The 19,107-nt window shown below is 63.7% G+C and carries 14 protein-coding genes; 2 read left to right on the top strand and 12 right to left on the bottom strand.

Annotated elements, in window-relative coordinates:
* Positions 1 to 198: 198 nt before the first annotated feature.
* Positions 199 to 2,577 (bottom strand): transketolase, encoded by a 2,379-nt coding sequence (locus tag JQ628_RS19745; protein WP_212224658.1) that lies wholly within the window; start codon positions 2,575 to 2,577, stop codon positions 199 to 201.
* A 137-nt stretch (positions 2,578 to 2,714) separates the two neighbouring features.
* On the opposite strand from JQ628_RS19745, the gene JQ628_RS19740 reads away from it, so the two are divergent.
* The gene (locus JQ628_RS19740; protein ID WP_212224657.1) at positions 2,715 to 3,176 is read left to right on the top strand and encodes an Lrp/AsnC family transcriptional regulator; all 462 of its coding nucleotides are present in this window, start codon (positions 2,715 to 2,717) and stop codon (positions 3,174 to 3,176) included.
* Positions 3,177 to 4,048: 872 nt separating this feature from the next.
* Here the strand turns inward: JQ628_RS19740 and JQ628_RS19735 are convergent.
* The 11 genes from JQ628_RS19735 to JQ628_RS19685 all read right to left on the bottom strand — a co-directional run bounded on the left by JQ628_RS19735 (position 4,049) and on the right by JQ628_RS19685 (position 17,579).
* The gene (locus tag JQ628_RS19735; RefSeq protein ID WP_212224656.1) at positions 4,049 to 5,221 is read right to left on the bottom strand and encodes a fumarylacetoacetate hydrolase family protein; all 1,173 of its coding nucleotides are present in this window, start codon (positions 5,219 to 5,221) and stop codon (positions 4,049 to 4,051) included.
* A gap of 102 nt (positions 5,222 to 5,323) precedes the next feature.
* The gene (locus JQ628_RS19730) at positions 5,324 to 6,403 is read right to left on the bottom strand and encodes a zinc-binding dehydrogenase (RefSeq protein WP_212224655.1); all 1,080 of its coding nucleotides are present in this window, start codon (positions 6,401 to 6,403) and stop codon (positions 5,324 to 5,326) included.
* An 81-nt stretch (positions 6,404 to 6,484) separates the two neighbouring features.
* Positions 6,485 to 7,429, bottom strand: a complete 945-nt coding sequence (locus JQ628_RS19725) for a DMT family transporter (RefSeq protein ID WP_433996149.1) — start codon at positions 7,427 to 7,429, stop codon at positions 6,485 to 6,487.
* A 404-nt stretch (positions 7,430 to 7,833) separates the two neighbouring features.
* A complete protein-coding gene (locus tag JQ628_RS19720; protein ID WP_212224653.1) occupies positions 7,834 to 8,673 on the bottom strand; it encodes an aldo/keto reductase in 840 nt (279 codons plus the stop codon).
* 86 nt (positions 8,674 to 8,759) lie between these two features.
* Complete coding sequence (locus JQ628_RS19715) at positions 8,760 to 11,465, bottom strand: nitrate reductase (protein ID WP_212224652.1); 2,706 nt, start codon at positions 11,463 to 11,465, stop codon at positions 8,760 to 8,762.
* Positions 11,466 to 11,478: 13 nt separating this feature from the next.
* Entirely contained in the window at positions 11,479 to 12,696 is a 1,218-nt protein-coding gene (locus JQ628_RS19710) for an NAD(P)/FAD-dependent oxidoreductase (RefSeq protein WP_212224651.1), read from the bottom strand.
* 10 nt (positions 12,697 to 12,706) lie between these two features.
* Positions 12,707 to 13,132, bottom strand: a complete 426-nt coding sequence (locus JQ628_RS19705) for a globin family protein (protein ID WP_212224650.1) — start codon at positions 13,130 to 13,132, stop codon at positions 12,707 to 12,709.
* Between the two features lie 103 nt (positions 13,133 to 13,235).
* Positions 13,236 to 14,030 carry an ABC transporter ATP-binding protein gene (locus JQ628_RS19700; protein WP_212224649.1) on the bottom strand — a complete coding sequence of 265 codons (795 nt, stop codon included), beginning with the start codon at positions 14,028 to 14,030 and terminating at the stop codon, positions 13,236 to 13,238.
* A gap of 13 nt (positions 14,031 to 14,043) precedes the next feature.
* Positions 14,044 to 14,946 (bottom strand): nitrate ABC transporter permease, encoded by a 903-nt coding sequence (gene ntrB / locus JQ628_RS19695; protein ID WP_212224648.1) that lies wholly within the window; start codon positions 14,944 to 14,946, stop codon positions 14,044 to 14,046.
* A gap of 58 nt (positions 14,947 to 15,004) precedes the next feature.
* A complete protein-coding gene (locus JQ628_RS19690) occupies positions 15,005 to 16,321 on the bottom strand; it encodes a CmpA/NrtA family ABC transporter substrate-binding protein (protein WP_212224647.1) in 1,317 nt (438 codons plus the stop codon).
* Between the two features lie 343 nt (positions 16,322 to 16,664).
* Positions 16,665 to 17,579: a dioxygenase gene (locus JQ628_RS19685; protein WP_212224646.1), complete on the bottom strand. Its 915-nt coding sequence runs from the start codon at positions 17,577 to 17,579 to the stop codon at positions 16,665 to 16,667.
* Between the two features lie 146 nt (positions 17,580 to 17,725).
* Between JQ628_RS19685 and JQ628_RS19680 the strand changes: the two genes are divergently transcribed.
* Positions 17,726 to 19,000 carry a serine hydrolase domain-containing protein gene (locus JQ628_RS19680; protein ID WP_212224645.1) on the top strand — a complete coding sequence of 425 codons (1,275 nt, stop codon included), beginning with the start codon at positions 17,726 to 17,728 and terminating at the stop codon, positions 18,998 to 19,000.
* Positions 19,001 to 19,107: the final 107 nt, after the last annotated feature.

Here is a 19,107-nt window from a genome sequence, read left to right as displayed (position 1 = left end):
GCCTTGCGGCTGGCGCGGAATATAGGGTTGGGTTTGTGAGGGTGGCAAGGCCACCGCTCCAGCGTCGTCCCTGCGAAAGCAGGGACCCATAACCACCGGTCGTGGTTGCTTTTCGAAGTCGTCCTCCAGCCTTTGAACCAATTGCCGCCGCGGCGTATGGGTCCCTGCTTTCGCAGGGACGACAGCTACAATTTTCTCCTACACCGCCATCTTCCTATGCCGCACGGGCGCACCCACGGTGAGGCTTTCGGCCGCATCGATGATGGCGTTGGAATCGAGGCCGTGGTGGCGGTAGAGGTCGGCGATGGTGCCGGTCTGGCCGAAGTGCTCGACGCCGAGCGCCTCGACGCGATTGCCGCGCACGCTGCCGAGCCAGCCGAGCGTCGCCGGGTGGCCGTCGATCACGGTGACGATGCCGCAATCGCGCGACAGCGGCGCCAGCAGCTTTTCGATGTGGCTGAGATACTGAATGCCACGGCGGTCGCGGCGCAGTTTTCGCGCGGAAGTCCAGCCCGCGTGCAGCCGGTCGGCGGAGGTTACCGCCAGTAAACCGACATCGCGGTGGCTTTCGCCGATGAAGCCGACCGCCTCGATCGCCTCGGGCGCGACCGCACCGGTGTAAGCAATGACGAGATCGCAGTTTGGGCCGGGACGGCGCAGCCAATAGGCGCCGTCCGTGATATCCTGCTGCAATTCTTGCGTCATGATCCGTTGCGGCTGATCGATGGTGCGCGTCGACAGGCGCAAGTACACCGAGCCGCCGTCTTCTTCCCCTTGGCCCGCTTCGCGCTGCATGTGGCCAAAGCCCCAGCCCATGATGACGGAGAGCTCATCGACGAAGGCCGGCTCGAACGACGCAAGGCCATCCTGCGCCATGCCGATCAGAGGCGTTGCGATCGACTGATGCGCACCGCCTTCGGGTGCCAGCGTGATGCCCGAGGGCGTCGCCGCCACCATGAAGCGCGCATCCTGGTAGCAGGCATAGTTGAGCGCATCGAGGCCGCGCTCGATGAAGGGATCGTAGAGCGTGCCGACCGGCAACAGCCGCACGCCGTTGATGGAGTGCGACAGGCCAAGCGCCGACATCATGATGAACAGGTTCATCTCGGCAATGCCGAGCTCGATGTGCTGGCCTTTTGGCGAAAAATCCCAGTTGTAGGTCGAGGGGATTTTTTCCTGACGGAACAGATCGTGGTTTTCCGCTTTCGCAAACAGCCCGCGCCGGTTGACCCAGGCGCCGAGGTTGGTCGAGACGGTGACGTCAGGCGATGACGTGACGATGCGCGAGGCGAGTTCGGTATCGCCGCGCGCGAGTTCGTTGAGGATGAGGCCAAAGCCTTGCTGCGTCGACATCTGCGCCGCCGCCTTGAAGGCGAGCTGTTGCGGCACATCGATGACATCAGCGTCCAGCCGGCGGCGGCCTTCACGATTGAACGGCGCATCGCGCAGGAACGCCTCGAACTTCGCTGTGTCCTGCGTCAATCCTTCGAATTTTTCCCATTCATGGCCGGGGCGGATGTTCTGCGCCGCGCGCCATTTTTCCATCTGCGCCACCGTCATCAGGCCGGCGTGATTGTCCTTGTGGCCCTGCATCGGTAGGCCGACGCCCTTGATGGTGTAGGCGATGAAGCAGACCGGGCGATCGTGATCGACGGCCTCGAAGGCGTCGATCATGCTGGTCATGTCGTGGCCGCCGAGATTGGACATCAGCGCCAGCAATTCTTCGTCGCTGCGGCGGTCGATCAATGCGCTCACCGGCCCCTGATCGCCGATGTCGTCCTGTAGATGCTTGCGGAACGCCGCTCCGCCCTGGAAGCACAGCGCGGCATACATCTGGTTCGGGCAATTATCGATCCAGCGCCTTAGCGCCTCGCCGCCGGGCTCGGCAAAGGCCTGCTGCATCAACGTGCCGTATTTCACGATCACGACGTCCCAGCCGAAATTGCGGAACATGGATTCGAACTTGGCCCACAGGCCTTCGCGCACGACGGCATCGAGGCTCTGCCTGTTGTAGTCGACCACCCACCAGGTGTTGCGCAGGCCGTGCTTCCACCCCTCCAGCAGCGCTTCAAAAATGTTGCCTTCGTCCATCTCGGCATCGCCGACGAGGGCAATCATGCGGCCCTCGGGCCGGTCCTTCAGCCAGCCATGCGCCTTCACGTAGTCCTGCACCAGCGAGGCGAACAGCGTCTGCGCGACGCCAAGACCGACCGAGCCGGTCGAGAAATCGACGTCGTCGGCATCCTTGGTGCGCGAGGGATAGGACTGCGCGCCCTTGAAGCCGCGAAAATTTTCCAGCTTGTCGCGGGTCTGGTGACCGAACAGGTACTGGATGGCGTGAAACACCGGGCTCGCATGCGGCTTGACCGCGACGCGGTCCTGCGGGCGCAGCACCGAGAAATACAGCGCCGACATGATGTTGGCGAGCGAGGCCGACGATGCCTGGTGGCCGCCGACTTTCAAGCCGTCGGTGTTGGGCCTGACGTGGTTGGCGTGATGGATGGTCCAGGACGACAGCCACAGCACCTTTCGGGACAGAGCCGACAACAGCTCAAGGCGTTCAGGCGCGATCGGCATGGCGGGTCTCCGGACGGGCTGGCGAATGGTTGATTTTAATCCCGCCGGGTGCGTCAAAAATCTCAATTTGTCGCTACATACCTGTGAATGTTGGGATACATTACCACAAACTACCTCCAATTACGGGATTCATTCCAATGGTGCCCCTGGATGCCATCGACCGAAAGATATTGGCTCTGCTGCAAAACGATGGCCGCATCACCATGCAGGAGCTGGCCGACAAGGTCGGGCTTTCCGTCTCGCCGTGCCACCGTCGGGTGAAACTGCTGGAGGAGCGCGGCGTAATCAGTCGCTATATCGCGACGGTGGACCAGAAGTCGCTGGGGCTGCATGTCAGCGTGTTCATCTCCATCAAGCTGGCGCGGCAGAAGGAGGAAGACCTCAACCGCTTTGCACGCGCGATCTCGAAATGGGACGAGGTGCTGGAGTGCTACCTGATGACGGGTAATCGGGATTATCTCCTGCGGGTGGTGGCGGCGGATCTGTCGTCCTATGAGGCGTTCCTGAAGAACAAGCTGACGCGGCTGGACGGCATTGCCTCGATCGAGTCGAGCTTTGCGCTGAGCCAGGTGAAGTATTCGATTGCGCTGCCGGTGTGATCGACATCTCGCCGTCATTGCGCAGAACGAACCGACGACCACAGTCGTCATTCCCCGCGCAGGCGGGGAATCTAGTACGCCGCGGCTTCTCGCCTCTATCACTGCGGCCTCTGGAATACTGGATCCCCGCCTTCCGCCTTCGCTCTGCGAGCTACGGCGGACAAGTCGCGGGGGATGACGACTGAATATGTGTTCTCGTTCTCGCGACACGCTGTGCCCGAGCTTTTCAAATTCATCGCGCCTCTAACGAGAGAGGGCGCAGGGAATGCCGGGTGCGCGCTGCACCCGCGGTCTCGTGTGCCTGATGCGCAAGCAAAAAAAGGCGCACACGAGCATACAGGTGAGCGGAGAACACTCCGACATCCCCTGCGCAATGGCTTTACGGCTTACTTCGTGCTCTTCCCGGTGGAGCGTGCTTGTTGTCACCGTCAGCCGACAGCGCACTGCTGCCGACCTGACGCCAGCATCGCGGCGTCAGAACCACACGACTTGGCCGTACGCCCTCATCCAGTCGTCCGCTGAACAAGTGCGTCCATCGCAATCCCGGCCCTACGAGTCGTGACGATCGCGAAACGCCCCTCATGTGGGCCGGGGTGCGCGGGTTATGCCACTGATTTGGGGCAGGTGTCAAGTTAATTTCTGAAAAACAGAATTAGATTTCAGTCCTGTCGGGCTTATTTGTCGCAGTCGTCGCACCGCCCGTATTGTCGTCCCTGCGAAAGCAGGGACCCATAACCACAGGATGGTGTTGTCGAAGCAAAGCCGTCGGCATCCTGCTCTTGCAACGTCCGCCGCGGCGTATGGGTCCCGGATCGGCGCTCTCGGTGCTCGCTTGTCCGGGACGACGGCGGAGGTTGGAGCGCCGGACAACGCTACAGCACCCCCCGCTTCGCCAGATTACGCATCAGCTCGCCGATACCAAAGGTCCAGGGCTCGCATTCGTCGCTGGTGCGCATGCGGTTGACGAGTTTGCCGAGCTGCGGCGCGGAGATGGTGACGATGTCGTCGCGCTTGTGGGTGAAGCCCTCACCCGGCGCGTCGCGATCCTTCACCGGTGCGAACATGGTGCCGAGGAACAGCGCAAAGCCGTCGGGGTATTGATGCACGGGGCCGATGGTTTGGGCGACGAGGTCGGTGGGATCGCGGCTGATCTTGCCGATCGAGGAATGGCCGTCGAGCACAAAGCCATCGGCGCCCTTTACGTTGAGATCGATATCCATCTTCCTGACGTCGTCGAGCGAAAATGTCTTGTCGAACAGCCGCAGCAGCGGGCCGATGGCGCAGGAGGCGTTGTTGTCCTTGGCTTTCGAGAGCAGCAGCGCCGAGCGTCCCTCGAAGTCGCGCAAATTGACGTCGTTGCCGAGCGCGGCGCCGACGATGGCGCCGCGGCTCGACACGATCATCACGACTTCCGGCTCCGGATTGTTCCAGGTCGATTTCGGATGCAGGCCGGCGTCCATGCCGGTGCCGACCGACGACATCGTCGGCGCTTTGGTGAACACTTCGGCATCGGGACCGATGCCGACCTCGAGATACTGGCTCCAGGCGTTCTGATCGATCAGCACCTGCTTCAGCTTCATCGCCTGGGCCGAGCCCGGCTTCAGTTTGGAGAGATCGTCACCGACAAGGCTCACGACTTCCTTGCGGATCGCTTCGGCTGACGCCGGGTTGCCGCGCGCCCGCTCCTCGATCACGCGCTCCAGCATCGAGATGGCGAAGGTGACGCCGGCAGCTTTCAGCACCTGAAGATCGAGGGGGGCGAGCAGCCATGGTTTTGTGCGGTCGCGGCGATCGGGCGGCGTATTGGCGAGGATGGTTTCGAGATCGCCGATGTGTTCGCCCTTGGCCGCGCGGATCGCATCGGAGGGGCTGGCCTCCTCGCACAGCGCGCTGACGGTCGGGAAACGCGCGGTGACATCGAACACGCCATCGCCGCGGATCGCCACAACGGCCGGCCCGGCGAGTTGCGGCAGCCAGACGCGCCCGACCAGCGTGCCCGATGTGCCGTCGTCCGGCAGGACGTCCTTTGCGGTGAGTGTGATCATTCGATTCCCCCTCTTTTGTAGGGTGGGTTAGCGAAGCGTAACCCACCGCTTTGATAGCCACGCAGACGGTGGGTTACGCCTTCGGCTAACCCACCCTACGAATTACCGCCACGGCTCCACAATGATCTTGGTGTGCTGCTCCGGATTGGCGAGATCGGCGAAGGCCTGCGCGACGCCGTCGATTCCGATTTGCCCAGTCACCAGCGAGGCGGCATCGACCTGCCCTTCTGCGATCAGGCGCAGCGACCAGGCATATTCCTCCGGGGTGTAGCCCAGCACATATTGCACATTCAGCTCCTTCAGGATGCCGAGCATCGGCTCGGAACGGTCGGTTTCCATGCAGACGCCGACCACGACGATGCGGGCATCGCGCGGCGCGCCCTCGAAGACCTGCTGGATCAGGCCGGGAATGCCGACGCATTCGAAGATCAGTGCGGGTTTCAGCGCCGGCAGCCATGCCTGGAACGGCGGGCGCGCTGCCTTCTGCTCCGACGTCATCTGGGCGTGCTCGGCCCAGGTCTGATACGGCTGCGATTTGGCGGGATCGACCACGACGTCGGCGCCGAGCCTTTCGGCGAGCGCGCGTCGCTTCGGCGAATAGTCCGCCGCGATGATCGGGCCGATGCCCTTGATCTTCAGTGCCGCGATCACGGCGAGGCCGACCGGGCCGCAGCCGATCACCAGCGGCACCTCGTCGCCCCTGATATTGGCCTTGGCGACCGCGTGTACGCCGACGGCGAGCGGCTCGGTCAGCGCGGCGTGCTCGGCGGCAAGGCCGTTCGGCACTTCCAGCAGCAGGGCTTCGCTCAGCAGCATGCGCTCGGCATAGGCGCCGACATGGTCGTTGGAATAGCCGATGCCGCGCGGGCCCTCGGCCGTGATCAGCGCCGGAATCGAGCACACTCTTGTGCCGGGCTCGAGCTTCCGCTCGGTGGCAGGCCCGTGGTCGAGCACCTCGCAGCAGAATTCATGGCCGAACACGATATCGCGCGACAGATCCATCGGCTGGCGGCCGGTGTGCTTTGCGAGATCGGCCATGCGGTAGGCGTGCTGGCGCGCATGCAGGTCAGACCCGCAAATGCCGCAGGCAAGCGATTTCACCAGCACCTGCCCGGCTCCGGGCTTCGGCTCCGGCAGATGATCGACGACGATCTGGCCGTTTCGGAAAATGGCGGCGCGCATGCGTTTCCTCCGCAGGTTTTTCACTCTCTTAGCACAGAGAGTGCCCGCGAACAGCGCGTCATGGCATGGAAGCGGATGACATCAGGCGTTCGGCGACGTCTCGCCCGCGAGCTGGAGCAGTTGCGACCGGCGCACCCGCTCGCGATGGGCGATGTAGAGACCGCTGGCGACGATGAAGGCGGCGCCGGTGACGGTCCAGACATCGGGCACTTCGCCGAACACGATGAAGCCGAGGATGCTGACCCACAGCAGTTGCGTGTACTGGAACGGCGCGAGCACCGATGCATCGGCGTAGCGGAACGCCAGCACGACGATCCATTGGCCCGCGGTGGAGGTGACGCCGATCAGAACGCCGAATGCGATGTCCTGCCAGGTCGGTGTCACCCACACGAACGGCACCAGCGCGGTGAGAATGCAGACGCCGGCGATGGCGGAGTAGGTCATCGTCGTGATGGCGCGTTCGGTGCCGCTCATCATGCGCGTCATGATCAGCGTGCAGCCCCATGCCAGCGCCGAGACGATCGGAAAGATCGCCGCAGGATGAAACGCCGACGTGCCCGGGCGCAGGATGATGACGACGCCAAGCAGCCCCACCGCGGTCGCCGCCCATCGGCGCATGCCGACCTTTTCGCTGAGGAAGATCACCGAGAGCGCGGTGACGAACAGCGGCGCGATGAAGCCGGTGGCGGAAGCTTCCGCGATCGGAAGGAATCGCAGGCCGGAGATGAAGAACAGCGAGGAGCCGACGAGTGTGGCGCCGCGCAACAGGTGCAGGCCCATCCGCTGCGTCTGCATCGCGTAAAGCGGTGAGCCGGGAATCATCGCGGGAATCATGATCAGCGCGAACACCAGGAACCTGATCCAGGCGATCTCGATCGACGGCAAGCTCGCGGAGAGATATTTCGCCGTGACGTCGGAGCAGCCCAGGAACACCGTCGAGGCGAGGATCAGCGCAATGCCCTTGAACGGACGGTCGGCGCGCGCGGGTGCTTTGCGCTGCGTCGACTTCTTTTCGGGCAACAGGATGGGGTCGCTGTCCAGCCTGGCGGCTGTGGCGATAGGCGGATTCACGGCAATCTCGAAGGCAGCAATTCGACTCAAGGGCGAGCGTCTACAAAACGCCAAATGCGCCGAATCCACAAGGCACGCCAGCGGGATGCCGATATGCGCGATTGCGGCGCTGCAACACTTTGTTAAGCAACGTGTTCCGCCCATTGCACCGATGTGACGCGATGCGCCCTTAAACCTCGCCCCGCTTGCGGGGAGAGGTCGGAATTTGCGCGAAGCGCGAATTCCGGGTGAGGGGGTACAGGTCCATCAACAGGCCGCAGCGTTCGCGGAGAGAGCCCCTCACCCTACCCTCTCCCCGCATCCGCCTTCGCCCGAAGGCGGGCTTCGGCGGACAAGAGAGCGGGGAGAGGGAGAAGAAGCTAGAGCATCGGCAGGCTGCATGGCTTTGGCCCGCGCGGAAACGCCTTGTCGAGCGCGGAAATCTCGCTCGCGCTGAGCACGAGATCGCCTGCCGCGGCGTTCTCCGCCGCGTGGTCGGCGGTTGAAGCTTTTGGAATCGGAAATACGGACGGCGCACGCGCGAGAAAGCTCAGCGCGACCTGGCGCGGTGTGGCCTTGTGCGCGTCAGCGATCGATTGCAACACCTCGCCGCCTTCGCTGCGGACCGAGGGAAAATCATTGTGACCGAACGGCGAATAAGCGACGACGGCAACGCCATGCCGCTCGCACCAGGGGATCACGGCGTGCTCGATCGCGCGCTCCTGCAAATGATAGAGCACCTGGTTGCAGGCGATCCTGCCTTGGCCCGACACGGCAAGCAGTTCGTCGAGATCGTCGGCGTCGAAATTGCTGACGCCCCAGGAGCGGATTTTTCCGGCCGCAATCAGTTCCTCGAATGCCGCCACCGTATCCTCCAGCGGATAGGAGCCGCGCCAGTGCAAGAGATAACAATCGAGATGATCGGTCTTCAGCCGCTTCAGCGAGCGCTCGCAGGCGGTGATGGTGCCGCGGCGCGAGGCGTTGCTCGGCAGCACTTTTGAGACCAGGAACAGGCCGTCGCGTTTTCCAGCGATGGCGTCGGCGATGACGAGCTCGGCATCGCCATACATCTCGGCGGTATCGATATGGGTCATGCCGGCTTCGATGCCGCGCTGAAGCGCCGCAATCGCGCGCTTGCGGTCGCCATGGTCGAGATACCAGGTGCCCTGCCCGATCACGGAAACGTTTGGGCCGCCCTCGCCGAATGGATTTTGTCGCACGATTGGCTCGTCCAAAGTTTGTCGGGGACGAGTCTAGACGAACGGCGCGCGAAAGTCCTCGGGTTCGCTTCGCGCGCAATGACGGATCAATTCGCCGCGGCGACTTTCCGCTGTCCGGAATCGGCCGTACCCGTCTGCGCGATCAACCGCTTCAGCTCGGGGATGCAGGACCCGCAATTGGTGCCGGCTTTCAGCTTTGCGCCGATCTCGGCCGGCGTGCACGCGCCCGAGGCGATGGTATCGCAGATGGTGGTGCGGCCGACGCCGAAGCAGGCGCAGACAATCGGCCCGGCGCTGGCGAGGCCGTCGGTGGATTTGCCTGACAGCAGCATGCGGCGCTGTTCGCTTGACAGCGCATCCGACGCGAACAAGCCCTTCACCACATTCCAGTCGCCGGCATCATGGGCGGGGCCGATGAACAGGCATGTTTCGATCCGTTCGCCCGCAAAGGATGCGCCGCGATAGACGCCGCCGCCAAAATCCCTGAATTCGGCGATGTCGTCGCCGCAGCTCGCGCGCAGCCAGTCCTGCCAGCCCAGCAGATCGGCATTGTCGGCGAACAGATAGCCATGGCCGCCGGTCACTGCCACGCGCGCCCACCAGGCATGCGCCGGCAGTTCGAGGGGCGTGCGCGACAGGACGAAGCCACTGAACACGTATTCGTACGGCGCGATCGAGGCCGGGGTCGCCTTGTTCTCGGGCTGGCCGGAAAAGGGATCGGTGAACGGCGCTACCAGCGCGCCGACGCGCGCGCTGGTGGCGTTGGCTTCGCTCCAGTGGATCGGCGCGAACAACATGCCGCGCTGCTGGCGCTCGCTGACCACGACTTTCAGCGTGCACTGGCCGTAATCGGTGGTGACGCGCGCAAAGCTGCCGTCGGAAACGCCGAAGCGCAGCGCATCGTCCGGATGCACCTCGACGAACGGCTCGGGCAGATGCGCGCCGAGCCGCGGGCTTAATCCCGTACGCGTCATGGTGTGCCACTGGTCGCGGATGCGGCCGGTGTTGAGGCGCAGCGGGCGCGACGCGCTGGTCTCGGTGCGCAGCGACGGCATTTCCGGCGCGACGAAGCGGCCCAGGCGGTCGTTGGAGAAGAAGCCGCCTTCAGAGAAGAAGCGCGCCTGCGGCTGTTCGCCCGCGCGGATCGGCCATTGCACCGGCGCCATCAGGTCAAAGCCCTCGTCCGACACCGCCTTCAGCGCGCCGATGTCGAAATCGCGGTTGCCGTTGTTCTCGAAAGCCGAGAGTGCGGCGTGCTCGCGAAAGATGTCGGCGGCGGATTTGAAATCGAACGCCGCGCCGAAGCCGAGGCGTTTGGCGACCTCACTGAGGATCCACCAGTCGGGCCTCGCCTCGCCCGGCGCGGGCAGGAAGGCGCGCTGACGCGAGATGCGGCGCTCCGAATTGGTGACCGTGCCGGACTTTTCGCCCCAGGCCAGCGCCGGCAGCAGCACATGCGCGCCGGCATTGACGGTGTCGTTGGAGCGGACGTTCTCGGAGATCACGAACAGATCGAGTTTTTTCAGCGCCTCGCGCACGCCGTCAGCATCGGGCAGCGAGACTGCGGGATTGGTGCCCATCACCCACAGCGCCTTGATCTCGCCGCGCGCGATCGCCTGAAACATCTGCACCGCCTTCAGCCCCTCATGGGTGGCGATGCGCGGCGCCTTCCAGAACCGGCGCACGCGGTCGATGTCCGGCGGCGTGAAGGCCATGTGGGCGGCAAGCTGGTTGGCGAGCCCGCCGACCTCGCGGCCGCCCATCGCATTGGGCTGCCCGGTCAGCGAGAATGGCGAGGCGCCGGTCTTGCCGATGCGGCCTGTGGCGAGATGGCAGTTGACGATCGCATTGACCTTGTCGGTGCCCTGCGCCGACTGGTTGACGCCCTGCGAATAGAGCGTGACCACGCGCGGCGTGTTTGCGAACATCTGGAAGAAGACAGCGACGTCCTGTTCGGCCAGGCCGGTTGCCAGCGCGGTGGCAGCCACGCTGCCGGCCATGCTTTTGGCGCGCGCCAGCGTCTCGTCGAAACCGGAGGTGTGGCGGGCGATGAAATCGTGGTCGAGCAGCCCGTTGTCGGCGAGGTAAGCGAGCAGCCCCGCGAACAGCGCGCTGTCGGTGCCGGGCTTCAGGCCCAGGAACAGGTCGGCATCTCCCGCGGTGTCGGTGCGGCGCGGATCGATCACCACCATGCGGGCGCCGCGCTTCTGCTTGTTGGCGAGCATGCGCTGGAACAGCACGGGATGACACCACGCCGCGTTGGAGCCGACAAACACCAAGAGATCGGCTTCATCGAGATCCTCATAGCAGCCGGGCACGGTGTCGGCGCCGAAGGCGCGGCGATGGCCGGCGACGGACGATGACATGCACAGCCGCGAATTGGTGTCGACATTGGCGCTGCCGACAAAACCCTTCATCAGCTTGTTGGCGACGTAATAGTCCTCAGTCAGCAACTGGCCGGAGAGATAGAACGCCACCGCGCCCGGGCCATCGCGCGCGACGATGTGCTGGAAGCGGTGCGCGACATGGTCGAGCGCATCGCTCCAGGCGACCTGCTCCAGCGTGCCCTTGCTACAGCGGATCATCGGATAGAGCAGACGGTCCTCGAGACGGAGCGTCTCGCCGAGTGCCGAGCCCTTCGAGCACAGTCTTCCGAAGTTGGCGGGATGCTCGGGGTCACCCGCGATGGCCGCGCCGCCGCTGCCGTCAGGCGTAGCGAGCACGCCGCAGCCGACGCCGCAATAGGGACAGGTGGTGGGCGTGATACGAAGGGCGGGATCGACGGCAGTCATGGCGCGAACCGGATCATGCCGCCTCTGTAGCCAGCGCCAGCGAACGGCCGAACATCATGTCGGCGCGGATACGGGCGGTGGGCGTCTTGTTGCGGATCAGTTCGAGATACCAGAGCGCGTCTGATGTATCGCCGACGAGCACCGCGCCGGTGAGCTTTCCTTCCGAAATCACCAGCTTCTTGTAGGTGCCGTGCCTGACATCGCTGAGAACGATCTGCTCGCTGCCGTCAGTTCCCATGAAATCGCCGGCGGAGAATACGCTGACGCCGGAGACCTTCAGGTTGGTCGACACCACGCTGCCGGCATAGCGGGCATCCTTTCCGGCAAGATGCTGCGCCAGCACCCTCGCCTGCTCATAGGCCGGCTCGACCAGGCCGTAGCAGGTGCCGCGATGCTCGGCGCATTCGCCGATCGCGAACACGTCAGGCGCGGCGGTCTGCAAATGGTCGTCCACCACGATGCCGCGGTTGACTGAGATGCCGGCCTCCTTCGCCAGCGCGATGTTGGGGCGGATACCGGCCGCAAAGATCACGGCGTCTGCATCGATCTTCCGGCCGTCTGCGAGTTCGACGCCCGTAACGCAGCTCTCGCCATGGATGCGCGCGGTGTTGGCGTTGAGCACGACCTTGATGCCCTTGCGCTCGACCAGCGACTTCAGGAGCTCCGCGGCCGGAGCATCGAGCTGGCGCTCCATCAGGCGGTCCATCAGATGGATCAGCGTCACCGGCGCGCCGGCTTTGGCGAGACCGTACGCCGCTTCGAGGCCCAACAATCCGCCGCCGACGACGACCACGCGCTTCCTCTGCGCGGCCAAGGTCAGCAGGAGGTCGACGTCGCGGCTGTCGCGAAAAGTGTGAACGCCGGGGAGATCGGCGCCGGGCACGTTGAGCCGCAGCGGCGCTGAACCGGTCGCGAGGATCAATTTGGAAAACGAAATACTCTCGTCGTTCTCGATCTTGAGCTCGCGCCGGCCTACATCGATCTCGGTGGCGATGCAGCCGTATTTCAGCGTGACGCCGCGATCCTGCCACCATGAGGCCGGACGCAGCTCGATCTCGTGCGATGCGGTTTCGCCCGCGAGCACGGAGGAAAGCAGCACGCGGTTATAGGCGAGCCGCGGCTCGTCACCGATCACGGCGATTGCGTAGCGGCCGAGCGCTGCTTTCGACAGTTCATCGACCAGACGCGCGGCGGCCATTCCATTGCCGACGATGACGAGCGGCTCACTCACGTCATTTCCTTTACTCGGCAGCCTGCACGGTGCCGTAAGCTTCCGAGATCATGTAGCCGGACAGCGTTCCGTAGGCCGAAGTCCAGGCAGCGGCGACATCCGGCGTCCAGGCCTCACCGAGCCCCTTTTCCAGCGTCCACAGCAGCGCGCCGCCAACGACCGGATAGTGTGCCGGCTTGGCGCCGTAGGCGACATGACGCTTGGCGAGTGCGCTGGCGGCGGGCAGGATCGATTGGAGATTGCCGAGACCGCCAACGACGACGGCGAGCGTCGCCATCAGCTTCTTGCGCTGCTCGCTCATGTCGTCCGGAAACATCGCCTTTACCTGCGGGGCGACTTCGAACAGGCGATCGTAGAAGATCTGCGCTGCCGCTTCTGAAATCGGCGCGACCTTGGCAAAGCTCTCCTGAACCAGTTTCACTTCTTCCGAATTCATCTCAACTCTCCTCGATATGCTTTAAGGTGAGCCATTAGGTCTCGACTTACGGAACAATGGTTCGATCTGAATTTGCGATATGACGGTTCGATCCGGATGATGCCTACGCCGCTTCCACGAAACGATGCCGCTCGTAGAGGAATTCGAGCACGCGCTGCCGGCACTTGAGGTAGGCGGCGTTGGTTGCGAGCTCGAGCCGTTTGCGCGGACGCGCCAGCGGCACTTCCAGCACCTCGCCGATGCGCGCGCTCGGGCCGTTGGTCATCATCACGATGCGGTCCGACAGCAGCACCGCCTCATCCACGTCGTGGGTGATCATCAGGATCGTGTTGCCGAGTTTTTGATGCAGCGCCATCACGGAGTCCTGGAGATGCGCGCGGGTGAGCGCATCGAGCGCGCCGAAGGGCTCGTCCAGCAGCAGCACCTTCGGCTCCATCGCCAGCGCACGCGCAATGCCGACGCGCTGCTTCATGCCGCCGGAGATTTCCGACGGACGCTTGTCCTTGGCATGGGCCATCTGCACGAGGTTGAGATTGTGCATCACCCAGGCATCGCGCTCGGCCCTGGTCTTGCTGGACGCAAACACCTTGTCGACGCCGAGCTTGACGTTCTCGTAGACCGTCAGCCAGGGCAGCAGGCTGTGATTCTGGAACACGACCGCGCGATCGGGTCCGGGAGAATTGACCTCGCGGTTTTCCAGCAGCACGCCGCCGGTCGTTGCGGTGGTCAGGCCCGCGATGATGTTGAGCAGCGTGGATTTGCCGCAGCCGGAATGGCCGATGATCGAGACGTATTCGCCCATCTCGATCGTCAGATTGATGTCCTTCAACACCTCGGTAGTCGCGCTGCCGCGGGTGAAGGTTTTGTCGATGTGGTCGAGCTTCAGATAGGAGGTCATGGCCATTTTTCCTTCAGCTTGCCGAGGTGCCGCGGGTGACGATCTTGCCGAGCACCGCAATCAGGCGGTCGAGCAGGAAGCCGATGATGCCGACATAGAACAGCGCCAGGATGATCTCGCTGATGTGCGAGGAATTCCACGCATCCCAGATGAAGAAGCCGATGCCGACGCCGCCGATCAGCATTTCGGCCGCGACGATCGCCAGCCACGACAGGCCGATGCCGATGCGCAGGCCCGTGAAGATGTAGGGCGCGGCGGCCGGGATCATGATCTTCCAGAAAAACTCCAGCGGATTGAGCTGCACCACCGCGGCGACATTGCGATAGTCCTGCGGGATGTTGCGGATGCCGACCGCGGTGTTGATGATGATCGGCCATACCGAGGTGATGAAGATCACGAAGATCGCCGAGGGCTGGCCGTCGCGGAAGGCGGCGAGCGAGAGCGGCAGCCAGGCGAGCGGCGGAATGGTGCGCAGCACCTGGAACAGTGGATCGAGCCCGCGCATGGCCCAGACGGATTGTCCGACCAGCGTGCCAAGCGCGATGCCGACGACGGCGGCGATCGAGTAACCGAACGCGACGCGCTGGAGCGAGGCCGACAGATGCCAGAACAGGCCCTTGTCGATGCCACCGCGGTCGAAGAACGGATCGAAGATCAGCTCCTTCGTATCCTTGAAGACGCGCGAGGGCGGCGGCAGCGCCGAGCCGGCGCGCTGGCAGGCCAGCTCCCAGAACAGCAGCAGCAGCGCCAGCACCACCAGCGGAGGGACGACGCGAACCGCGGCGTCCTTTGCGAGCTTGAGATATTTTTCCGTGGCCGGTGTCCGCTTGGGCGTCATGGTCACGACGGCAGCGGGAGCCGCCGCGGCCGGAAGCACGGCAGTAGAGGCTTCGGATTTCATGGCAGGCATCGACATCTGGAATCTATCTCCGTGATTGAATGGGCGGGCCGCGCAAGCACGCGGCCCGCCGGGATCAAACCTCGACGCGCTTGATGGACAGGGATTTCAGGTAGGCGGCAGGATCCTCGGGATCGAACACCTTGCCGTCGAAGAAGGTCTCCTTGCCGCGCGACTTCGAGGCCGGGATGTCGGCAGCGGCAACGCCGAGCGCCTTGGCCGCATCGCGCCAGATGTCCTCGCGGTTGACCTTGGCGATCAGCGCTTTGGAATCGTAGCCGGGCTCGAACTTGCCCCAGCGGATGTCCTCGGTCATGAACCAGAGATCGTGGCTCTGGAACGGATAGGAGGCAAAATCCTTCCAGTACTTCATGATGTGCGGCGAGTTCTCGACGACCTTGCCGGTGCCGTAGTCGAACTTGCCCCTGGCGCGATCGAGAATGTCCTCCACCGGGCAGTTGATCCACTGCCGCTTGCCCATGATGGTGGCGAGCTCTTCCTTGTTTTCCATCTTGTCGGCCCACTGCTGGGCTTCCATGACCGCCATGGTGATCGCCTGCGCAGCCTTCGGATTCTTGTCGACCCAGGCCGAGCGCATCGCGAAGGATTTTTCCGGGTGCTTGTTCCAGAGCTCGCCGGTGTTGATCGCGGTGTAGCCGATCTTCTGGTGCACGAGCTGGCCGGGCCACGGCTCGCCGACGCAGAAGCAGTCCATGGTGCCGACCTTCATGTTGGCGACCATCTGCGGCGGCGGCACGGTGATGGTCTCGATGTCCTTGTCGGGATCGATGCCACCGGCGGCGAGCCAGTAACGGATCCAGAGATCGTGGGTGCCGCCCGGGAAGGTCATCGCCGCCTTGATCGGCTTGCCGGAAGCCTTCTTCTTGTCGAGCGCTTCCTTGAACGGCCTTGCGTCGATCCCGACCTTGAGATCGGCGTATTCGTTGGCGACCGAAATGCACTGGGCGTCGAGATTGAGACGCGCCAGGATGTACATCGGCGTCGGCTGATTGTTCTGCGTCACCTTGCCGGCCGAGATCAGGTACGGCATTGGGGTGAGGATATGCGCACCGTCGATGCCGTTGCCTTCGGAGCCGAGCACGAGGTTGTCGCGCGTGGTGCCCCACGACGCCTGCTTCTGCACATCGACGTCGGGCACGCCGTGCTTGGCGAAAAAGCCTTTATCCTTCGCGACGAACAGCGGGCCAGCGTCGCTGAGCGCAATGAAGCCGAGCTTGGCGCCCTTCACCTCGGGGCCGGCGCCTTGCGCGAACGCGCCCGCGGGGAAGTTCAGTTTTGCCGCGGCCAGCAAGGCGGCGGTGCCGCTGGTCGCCTTCAGAAGCTGGCGGCGGCTGATTCCGCGGCGGGGGGTCGTGTTGCTGGTCTTCGTCATGTCTGCGGTGGTCCTCTGGGTTGAAATCGGGACCGTCCGTCCGGTGACGCAGCTTGGAGCGCATGAAGTCGCGTTCCGAGGAAACCCCGGAATGGCGGCGGCACATTCGGATGAATGGTCTCGAGGGACGGCTTCAATGGCGTCAGCACCCACTATTCAAGCGGTGTGCCAACCTTGCCGCAGCGCAATAAGGCTATGAATTACAGTCGCTTACAAGATCGACCGGTCAGTGCCGGTCAACTTTTGACCGCATCTAAAATTTGCGATTCGCTCAATTCTTATGGGCCATTCGCCCAATCCTTGTGCGCTGCACAAGGACTGGGCAGGTGGCGCAATTTTATTCTCAGGCTGCTTCCGAGGCCTTCACCCCCAGCGGTTTTGGCGCGACGCCCTCGCCCGGCTTCATCCTGAATTCGTAGGTCATCAGGTGCCAGGGTCCGGACGACGGCTTGCCATCGGGCATGGTCGGATCAGTGCGCTTTTCGATATTGGCGATCAGTTCGTCCTTCACGCCGAACACCACGTCCTTGTCGATGTTGGGATCGCCGCCGATGAAGACATGCGTGACCAGCGGCTGATAACCGGGCGCGGCGACGAGGAAATGAACATGCGCCGGCCGCAGCGCCGGGCGTTTGGTGGCATGGATCATCTCGCCGACCGGGCCGTCGGTCGGGATCGGATAGCTACAGGGCACGATGGTGCGGAAGAAGAAGCGGCCGTCCTTGTCCGTGATGAATCGCGCGCGCGACGATGGACCCTGCGTCGCGAAGGTCGGCTTCTGTGAATCGTAAAAGCCGTCATCGTCGGCGTGCCAGACGTCGACCGGCACATTGGCCAGCGGCTTACCGCCTCTGTCGGTGACGCGGCTCTGCACGAACATGCGCTCGCCCTCCAGCTCGGCCGAGATGTCGGTGCCGTGGGCGGTCACCTTGTGCTCGCCGACATAGAAGGGGCCGAGCACCGTGGTCTCGGTGGCGCCCTCGCGGTCGCGATGGTTGACCGCATCGACCAGCATGGAAACGCCCATCACGTCGGAGAGCAGGATGAACTCCTGGCGGATGTCGGTGCATTTCTGCCCCGTCCGGGTCAGGAAATCGATCGCATAATCCCATTCCTCGAAGGTGAGGTTGGTCTTGCGGACATAATCGTGCAGCGACTTCACGAGCTCTTGCAGCAGGAACTTTGCCCGCGGGTCCGGCGTGTCGTCAAAGCTGCGGATGACGGCGGCGGTCAGTTCGGTTTCACTGAATTGGGTCATTTCTGGCTGTCCTGCTGGATGACACGGCGGTGGGAGGGCGAGCCTACACCCGGGTAACGATCTTGCGTAGGCACAAGCGGTTGGAACGGGCCACACTTTTCGGGTATCAAACCCGCCTTCCCGCCCCGTTTTCGGAGACCTTGCCGATGCTCGCTCCAACCTCCGCCTCGCCCGAATCCGCCGGCATGTCCACGGCCGCGTTGGCCCGCATCGAAGACCATCTGAAGCAGCGCTACATCGATGCCGGCCGCTTTCCGGGCACACAGCTCACGGTCTACCGTCGCGGCAAGATCGTGCACGCGGCCTCGCAAGGTTATGCCGACCTCGAGCGCAAGGTGAAGGTGGCTGATGACACCATCTACCGCATCTATTCCATGACCAAGCCGATCACGTCGGTCGCCTTCATGATGCTGGTGGAGGAAGGCCGCGTCGCGCTCGACGAGCCCGTGCACAAATATATCCCGGAATGGAAAGATGTCGGCGTGTTCGTCGCCGGCACCTATCCGAACTACCTGACCCGCCCGCCGGCGCGGCCGATGCAGATCGTCGACCTGATGCGCCACACTTCGGGCCTCACCTACGGCTTTCAGCAGCGCTCCAATGTCGATGCCGGCTATCGCGAGGCGAAGATCGGCGAGGTCGAAAAGGCCGGCACGCTGGATTCGATGATCGCCGACCTTGCCAAAATCCCACTGGAGTTTTCGCCGGGCGAAGCCTGGAACTATTCGGTCGCCACCGACGTAATCGGCTATCTCATCGGCAAGATCTCGGGCATGCCGTTCGAGCAGTTCCTGAAGGAGCGCATCTTCAAGCCGCTCGGCATGAACGACACCGATTTCCACGTGCCGGCCGACAAGGCGCATCGCTTCGCGGCCTGCTATTCGGCCGACCCGCAGGGCGGCATGACGTTCCATGCCGCGCAGCGCAAGGGTTCGCTGACGCTACAGGACGATCCCAAGACGAGTTCGTTCCTGAGCCCGCCCGATTTCGTTTCCGGCGGCGGCGGATTGTGCTCGACCTCGGCCGACTACCTCACCTTCTGCCGCGCGCTGCTCAACCGCGGCGAACTCGGCGGCGTCAGGCTGATCGGACCGAAGACGCTGGCGCTGATGGCGCAGAACCATCTGCCTGGTGGCCGTGACCTGCCGGCGATGTCGCGTTCGCTGTTTTCGGAAGCGACCTATAACGGCATCGGCTTTGGGCTGGGCTTCTCCGTCACCATGAACCCGGCGCAGACGCTGATCCCCGGTAGCGCCGGCGAATATTCCTGGGGCGGCGCGGCGACGACATCGTTCTGGATCGATCCGGCGGAAGAGCTGATCGCGATCTTCATGACGCAGGTGCTGCCGTCGAGCGCCTATCCGGTCCGGCGGGAGTTGCGCACCATGGTGTATTCGGCGATCGCGGACAGCAATCTCTGAGCCGGTGCGGCGGATTCCGTGGCGCAAAACAAGCGCGCCGCGGAGGCAGATCACGACCAATTTCCCAATTAGAGCCCCCTTCCGATTGAATCGGAACGGGGCTCTAT

The sequence above is a fragment of the Bradyrhizobium lablabi genome, from assembly GCF_018129385.1.
Lineage (GTDB): Bacteria > Pseudomonadota > Alphaproteobacteria > Rhizobiales > Xanthobacteraceae > Bradyrhizobium > Bradyrhizobium lablabi_C.
Note: the sequence above shows the minus strand (reverse complement) of the source record. Positions and strands in the feature narration are given on the sequence as shown.

Coding starts and splice junctions, on each gene's coding strand:
- JQ628_RS19745 (WP_212224658.1), bottom strand. CDS start 2,577: ATGCCGATCGCGCCTGAACGCCTTGAGCTGTTGTCGGCTCTGTCCCGA.
- JQ628_RS19735 (WP_212224656.1), bottom strand. CDS start 5,221: ATGATCACACTCACCGCAAAGGACGTCCTGCCGGACGACGGCACATCG.
- JQ628_RS19700 (WP_212224649.1), bottom strand. CDS start 14,030: ATGACCTCCTATCTGAAGCTCGACCACATCGACAAAACCTTCACCCGC.
- ntrB (WP_212224648.1), bottom strand. CDS start 14,946: ATGTCGATGCCTGCCATGAAATCCGAAGCCTCTACTGCCGTGCTTCCG.
- JQ628_RS19730 (WP_212224655.1), bottom strand. CDS start 6,403: ATGCGCGCCGCCATTTTCCGAAACGGCCAGATCGTCGTCGATCATCTG.
- JQ628_RS19705 (WP_212224650.1), bottom strand. CDS start 13,132: ATGAATTCGGAAGAAGTGAAACTGGTTCAGGAGAGCTTTGCCAAGGTC.
- JQ628_RS19740 (WP_212224657.1), top strand. CDS start 2,715: ATGGTGCCCCTGGATGCCATCGACCGAAAGATATTGGCTCTGCTGCAA.
- JQ628_RS19715 (WP_212224652.1), bottom strand. CDS start 11,465: ATGACTGCCGTCGATCCCGCCCTTCGTATCACGCCCACCACCTGTCCC.
- JQ628_RS19690 (WP_212224647.1), bottom strand. CDS start 16,321: ATGACGAAGACCAGCAACACGACCCCCCGCCGCGGAATCAGCCGCCGC.
- JQ628_RS19685 (WP_212224646.1), bottom strand. CDS start 17,579: ATGACCCAATTCAGTGAAACCGAACTGACCGCCGCCGTCATCCGCAGC.
- JQ628_RS19680 (WP_212224645.1), top strand. CDS start 17,726: ATGCTCGCTCCAACCTCCGCCTCGCCCGAATCCGCCGGCATGTCCACG.